The organism is Azospirillum formosense, assembly GCF_013340925.1.
GTDB lineage: Bacteria > Pseudomonadota > Alphaproteobacteria > Azospirillales > Azospirillaceae > Azospirillum > Azospirillum formosense.
The window spans coordinates 1-4,506 of record NZ_WHOR01000365.1 but is presented as its reverse complement, the minus strand read 5'-3'; the positions used below and the strand labels follow the sequence as shown (position 1 = coordinate 4,506).

The window sequence follows — 4,506 nt, the reverse complement described above, 5'->3', positions numbered from 1 at the left end:
TGGGGCCGCGGCGGGCCGAGCGGCACCCGCCCCAGCCCCGCGCCATGGGCCACCCGTGTCACGCCCGCGGCGGCGGCGGTCGCCCCGTCGGGGTGGGCGCTGGCCAGCTCGTGCACCAGATGCGGGTCGGCGGGCTCGCCGGGCTCGGCGGCGCTGGAAGGGTCGGGGGGAGTCATGTCCATAGGGCGCGGTCTCTGGAGAACCTTTCACAAATTCGCACTGGCGGTCCGTGGCCATCCATGTCATGAGCCACGTCCCGCAGGGGCAGTCCCGGCCCCGAGGCAGGCATCAAGCCATGACCAGACCGCTCCGCGCAAAGATTCTCCGACCCGACCTCGATCCGGCCCACCGCAAGGGCGCCAGCGGGGAGAACCGCTGCCGCTGCTGCGGGCGGCCCGGCGGCGCCGTCGTGCGCTGCCTGCCGGATGGCCGCTGGTACGACGCCGCCGACCAGACCTGGCGCGACGGGCGCGGGCGGCGGGCGGCCTGGCCCGACGTGGTGGAGTATGCCGAGACGCGCGACGTGCAGGTCGTCGTCCGCCCGGTCCGTCCCTCCGGCAACCCGGAGGCCCGCCCGAAGAACCTCTGCCGCCGCTGCCACATGCAGGAGGAGGCGCTGCGCAACGCCATCCGCTCCCGCATCCGGGCGCGGATGCGCCGCGCGCTGGGCGACCTGTTCCTCGGCGATTACTCGTCGCCCGGCATCCTGGAGCGCGCGATGGCGCTCTACCGCCGCAAGCCCTGACCCTGACGGTCCGCTACACGGGTTCCTGGGGCTCGCCGGGCATCGGCGGGGCCTCCACCGGCTCGTCCGGCGGGGCGTCGGGCGGCAGCGGCATGGGGATCGGCACGTCGGGTTCCTGCCGGGGCGGCGGGTAGGGGCTCATGTCCGGACTCCGGTGATGGGATAGGGTTGCCCTGTGGAAACACCGTCTCCGCGCAATCGCTCCACTGGTTTCTTCATCGGCTTCTCCACCGGCGCGGCGCATGACCAAAATCAAAGCGGCGGCCCCGATGATCGCGGAAGATGCCCGCGAAAGGATCGCCCGCCCATGCCAAGAAGCTTTATTCTCGCTCCGCTTGCGAAGACCCAGGCCGATCAGGCGCTGCCCGTCGTCCAGACCCTGCACCGTGACATGACCCTGGACGAGTGGCGGCAGGTAGCCGCCCTGTTCCTGCAGGACGGCGGAGACGGCGGTGTGATGGCCTGCGAGATGAGCGACGGCCACATCCGCGGCCTGTTCTGTTACCGCGTCAGCGCCGAAGGGATGATCCGCGTGTTGACGGTGCCGATCTTCATCGCGGTGGGGCTGTTCGACGCGGCGGTGACCTCGGCGGCGCAGGCCGACGGCATCGACCTGCTGGCGCGCAAGCTGGGCTGCTCGACGGTGGTGGTGGACGAGCGCGGCTGCGTGGTCGCGGCGACGGCGCCGAAGCTCGACGCCGCGGGCCTGTTCGGCCGGCTGGGCTACCGCCGGGTCGGGCAGGCCTTCGTGAAGGACGTGGCGGCGGGGTTCGGCGGCGAGGGCTATCCGGTGATGGGCCGGGCCTGAGACGGAACGGGCGCGGGGATCAGGCGGCGGCTTCGAGAGCCGCCGGATTCTCGATGCGGATGCGGTCGTTGGTCAGGCGGGTGATCGCTCCCGCACCTTCCAGCTTGCGAAGCACGCGCGACAGCGTTTCGGGGCGCAGGCCGAGATAGGCGCCGATGTCCACCTTCGGCATGGGAAGGAAGACGCTGGGCGTGCCGTCCGCCAGGGGACGCGACCGCCGCGACAAGGCGAGGAGGAAGCTGGACACCCGCTCCACCGCCGTCTTGCAGCCGAGCAGCAGGATCTGGTCCTGCGCCGCCGACAGCTCGACCGAGGTCATGGCGAGCAGCCGCCCCTGCACCGCCGGGTGCCGCTCCATCATGCGGCGCAGCGCCGTCCGCGGCATGCGGCAGACGGTGGAGGCGGTGACGGTCTCCGCGGTGTAGGCGTAGCCGGTGCCCACGGCCAGCCCGATCACGTCGCCCGCCGTGGCGAAGCCGGTGATCTGCTGCCGTCCGTCCGGCAGGGTCTTGTAGAGCTTCAGCATGCCCGACATGACGGTGAAGACGGCTTCGGCCTCCTCCCCCTCCATCACCACCGGAGTCGCCGACAGCAGGTCCAGCGGGCGGGAAGACGTCGACAGGGTCGGCAGGTCACCGGCGGTGAGGGCTCCGCACAGCCCCTTGCTCCGCGCCGAGCAGCCGGCGCAGCGGCCGGTCACCGTCTCCGCTGTCCGCGCCTGCGGAGCGGGAACCGGCGGCGGGGCAACGGCTGCGGTGGCGATGGTGGCGACGGAGAAGGTCATGGCATGTACCCCTGGGCTGTCTCGCTTCGGCGCCATGGGACGGCGCGGTCGCTTCGGACGTCCGGCCCAGACCAAAGCATCAGACTAAGGTCTTGGAACCGAGCCAAAGGTATGAATTCTAACCAGGACCCGCCCTGATCTGGATCAACCGGACACTGGATCGATCACACGAGGGGGGAGCCGGACAAGGCAACGGCCCGGAGGCTGGCCCGGGCCGTGGGAGTGATGTCTCTGCGCTTCAGAAGGTTCGTCCGGGCCGTCCGCGCGGTGGGAAGCGACTGGAGGTGGCTCGCATGGTGCCGTCCGGCATCGGCATGGCGTTTGAGTCCGCATCCTCCTCGTCGCTGCGGGGGCGGCGGGAATCGCGATCCGTCACCCGGGCCGCCTCGGCGCGGGAGAGCGAGGATTCCAGCTCGCGGATGCGCGCCTGCAGGCTGCCGACGACCGCGGCGCCCGCCTGACGGGACTTGAACTGTTCGAGATCCTGCTTCAGGCGGAGCAACTGGCTCTTCTGTTCCTGAAGGCTCGGCCCGTCCCGGCGCTTCGTCACGCGATAGACTTTTTCGTCGAATCGGTTCACTGCGTTTCTCCTGTCTGCTCTTAAGCAGATTGGGTCGACGCGCCGCTGCACCATCGTTCGAATGGGATAGGCCCTGCATTTCCACCGCTGGTGGCAGCGGCGGTGGCGTCTTTCCGGCGCTCAAGGCATCCGTTCGTTGATGCTCCGCTCGGCAGCGACCGCGGCGGCCAGCGCGTCGCGGTAGCGGCGCAGCCGCGCGTAGGTCGGCCAAGCCATGCCGACCAGCGGGTCGCACCAGTGCACCAGCACCATCAGCCCCATCCCGGCGAAGCCGCCGATCAGCGTGCCCGAGAGCAGGCCGGGCAGGGCGCCCAGGATCCACGGATCGGACAGCCGCCCGGCGTCGTAGGCCTGCAAACCCGCCATCCCCAGCGTGGCCGCCAGAGCGAGCAGGACCCCGACACGGCCCGGCGCGTACCAGATCCGCAAGTCGTCCCGTGTCAGGCCGTAATCTTCGGGGACCGGTCGCGCCGCAGCCTCTGCGACGCCGTCTGGACGCGCGTCGTCATTGCGGGACGTTCCGGTCACCTCGACCGGCGTTCCGCCCCCTTCGATCACCCGCCAGCGCCGCCTCGGGCAGCCGCCATCGTCTTCCAGCCGTTCCATCGCGCGATATTGCGCGGGCCGAGGGGATTCGGCAACGGCGCTGTTGCGCGGTGCTCGCGCCCGGAGAGTCAGCCGGGGCGGCCTTCCGCCGACCCGGTGCCGGCAGCCGGCCGGAAACCGCCATCGGACAGCATGGCCTCGCAGTCCGCCTCCCGGGCGTACTTCACGATGCTGCCGTCGGCCAGCCGCAGATCATAGGATGGATGTCCACCCAGGGTCCGCGCGATCACCATGGCGTCCTGCCCAAGATGCCGGACCTTCGTGCCCAGTCGCAGCATGGTTCCAACCCCCGAAGCCCGTGTTTCGTTAACGAAACCTTACCTCGGGTTGCCGTCACCGGACGAGCAACAAAAAGAGGCATCGGAATGGGGTGGCGAACCGCCATGGCGGGACGGTGTGCTGTGGGGGAGGGGAAAAAAGGGAGAGGTGGTTTGGTTGGGGGACTAGGATTCGAACCTAGGTAGCCAGAGTCAGAGTCTGGAGTCCTACCGCTAGACGATCCCCCAATGGTGGTCCCGACTGGGATTGAACCAGTGACCCCTACGATGTCAACGTAGTGCTCTCCCGCTGAGCTACAGGACCAAACCGCGAGATACTTAACCTAACCACAAGAAAGTGGCGCGAGTGACGGGACTTGAACCCGCGGCCTCCGGCGTGACAGGCCGGCGCTCTAACCAACTGAGCTACACCCGCGTCGTAGGCGACCTTCTAAAGAACAAAGACCGCCGAAGCAAGCACTAAATTCAACCTTATCCAACTTACTCAAGTCAACCAACCAACCGCCGAAGAAGTTGGTGGAGCCGAGGGGGATCGAACCCCTGACCTCCTCATTGCGAACGAGGCGCTCTCCCATCTGAGCTACGGCCCCATGGTGCTGCCAGAGAGGATTGAACTCTCGACCCTGTATCTTCTACACATCTGACGCTGACGACGAACCACACTGTGTAGCAGTCGCGTGTCGCTCTGTCATTACATACATCATG

General features: G+C 68.6%; 8 protein-coding genes and 4 tRNA genes. 2 read left to right on the top strand and 10 right to left on the bottom strand.

What is annotated here, in order from left to right:
* Nucleotides 1–182 (bottom strand): hypothetical protein (locus GBZ26_RS27305; protein ID WP_211104991.1); only part of this gene is annotated, 182 nt, incomplete at its 3' end.
* A 113-nt stretch (nucleotides 183–295) separates the two neighbouring features.
* Between GBZ26_RS27305 and GBZ26_RS30475 the strand changes: the two genes are divergently transcribed.
* A complete protein-coding gene (locus GBZ26_RS30475) occupies nucleotides 296–745 on the top strand; it encodes a hypothetical protein (RefSeq protein ID WP_051140500.1) in 450 nt (149 codons plus the stop codon).
* A gap of 13 nt (nucleotides 746–758) precedes the next feature.
* Here GBZ26_RS30475 and GBZ26_RS30780 read toward each other — a convergent pair whose 3' ends face one another.
* Nucleotides 759–887 carry a hypothetical protein gene (locus GBZ26_RS30780; RefSeq protein ID WP_014197696.1) on the bottom strand — a complete coding sequence of 43 codons (129 nt, stop codon included), beginning with the start codon at nucleotides 885–887 and terminating at the stop codon, nucleotides 759–761.
* Nucleotides 888–1,052: 165 nt separating this feature from the next.
* Between GBZ26_RS30780 and GBZ26_RS27295 the strand changes: the two genes are divergently transcribed.
* Entirely contained in the window at nucleotides 1,053–1,553 is a 501-nt protein-coding gene (locus GBZ26_RS27295; RefSeq protein WP_174441503.1) for a hypothetical protein, read from the top strand.
* Nucleotides 1,554–1,572: 19 nt separating this feature from the next.
* On the opposite strand, the gene GBZ26_RS27290 is transcribed toward GBZ26_RS27295, so the two are convergent.
* The 8 genes from GBZ26_RS27290 to GBZ26_RS27255 all read right to left on the bottom strand — a co-directional run bounded on the left by GBZ26_RS27290 (nucleotide 1,573) and on the right by GBZ26_RS27255 (nucleotide 4,391).
* Nucleotides 1,573–2,337, bottom strand: coding sequence for a Crp/Fnr family transcriptional regulator (locus GBZ26_RS27290; RefSeq protein ID WP_174441502.1), 765 nt, complete (start codon nucleotides 2,335–2,337; stop codon nucleotides 1,573–1,575).
* A 238-nt stretch (nucleotides 2,338–2,575) separates the two neighbouring features.
* On the bottom strand, nucleotides 2,576–2,917 hold the full coding sequence (locus tag GBZ26_RS27285) for a Gas vesicle protein V (RefSeq protein ID WP_174441501.1): 342 nt from the start codon (nucleotides 2,915–2,917) through the stop codon (nucleotides 2,576–2,578).
* Between the two features lie 120 nt (nucleotides 2,918–3,037).
* On the bottom strand, nucleotides 3,038–3,523 hold the full coding sequence (locus GBZ26_RS27280; RefSeq protein WP_174441499.1) for a hypothetical protein: 486 nt from the start codon (nucleotides 3,521–3,523) through the stop codon (nucleotides 3,038–3,040).
* A gap of 68 nt (nucleotides 3,524–3,591) precedes the next feature.
* Nucleotides 3,592–3,801 carry a hypothetical protein gene (locus GBZ26_RS27275; RefSeq protein ID WP_174441500.1) on the bottom strand — a complete coding sequence of 70 codons (210 nt, stop codon included), beginning with the start codon at nucleotides 3,799–3,801 and terminating at the stop codon, nucleotides 3,592–3,594.
* A gap of 154 nt (nucleotides 3,802–3,955) precedes the next feature.
* Nucleotides 3,956–4,029 (bottom strand) — tRNA-Gln (locus tag GBZ26_RS27270).
* Between the two features lies 1 nt (nucleotide 4,030).
* Nucleotides 4,031–4,105: transfer RNA gene (locus GBZ26_RS27265), tRNA-Val, on the bottom strand.
* A gap of 34 nt (nucleotides 4,106–4,139) precedes the next feature.
* A tRNA-Asp gene (locus GBZ26_RS27260) sits at nucleotides 4,140–4,216 on the bottom strand.
* Between the two features lie 99 nt (nucleotides 4,217–4,315).
* A tRNA-Ala gene (locus tag GBZ26_RS27255) sits at nucleotides 4,316–4,391 on the bottom strand.
* Between the last annotated feature and the right edge of the window lie 115 nt (nucleotides 4,392–4,506).

Coding starts and splice junctions, on each gene's coding strand:
- GBZ26_RS27275 (WP_174441500.1), bottom strand. CDS start 3,801: ATGCTGCGACTGGGCACGAAGGTCCGGCATCTTGGGCAGGACGCCATG.
- GBZ26_RS27290 (WP_174441502.1), bottom strand. CDS start 2,337: ATGACCTTCTCCGTCGCCACCATCGCCACCGCAGCCGTTGCCCCGCCG.
- GBZ26_RS27280 (WP_174441499.1), bottom strand. CDS start 3,523: ATGGAACGGCTGGAAGACGATGGCGGCTGCCCGAGGCGGCGCTGGCGG.
- GBZ26_RS30475 (WP_051140500.1), top strand. CDS start 296: ATGACCAGACCGCTCCGCGCAAAGATTCTCCGACCCGACCTCGATCCG.
- GBZ26_RS27295 (WP_174441503.1), top strand. CDS start 1,053: ATGCCAAGAAGCTTTATTCTCGCTCCGCTTGCGAAGACCCAGGCCGAT.
- GBZ26_RS30780 (WP_014197696.1), bottom strand. CDS start 887: ATGAGCCCCTACCCGCCGCCCCGGCAGGAACCCGACGTGCCGATCCCC.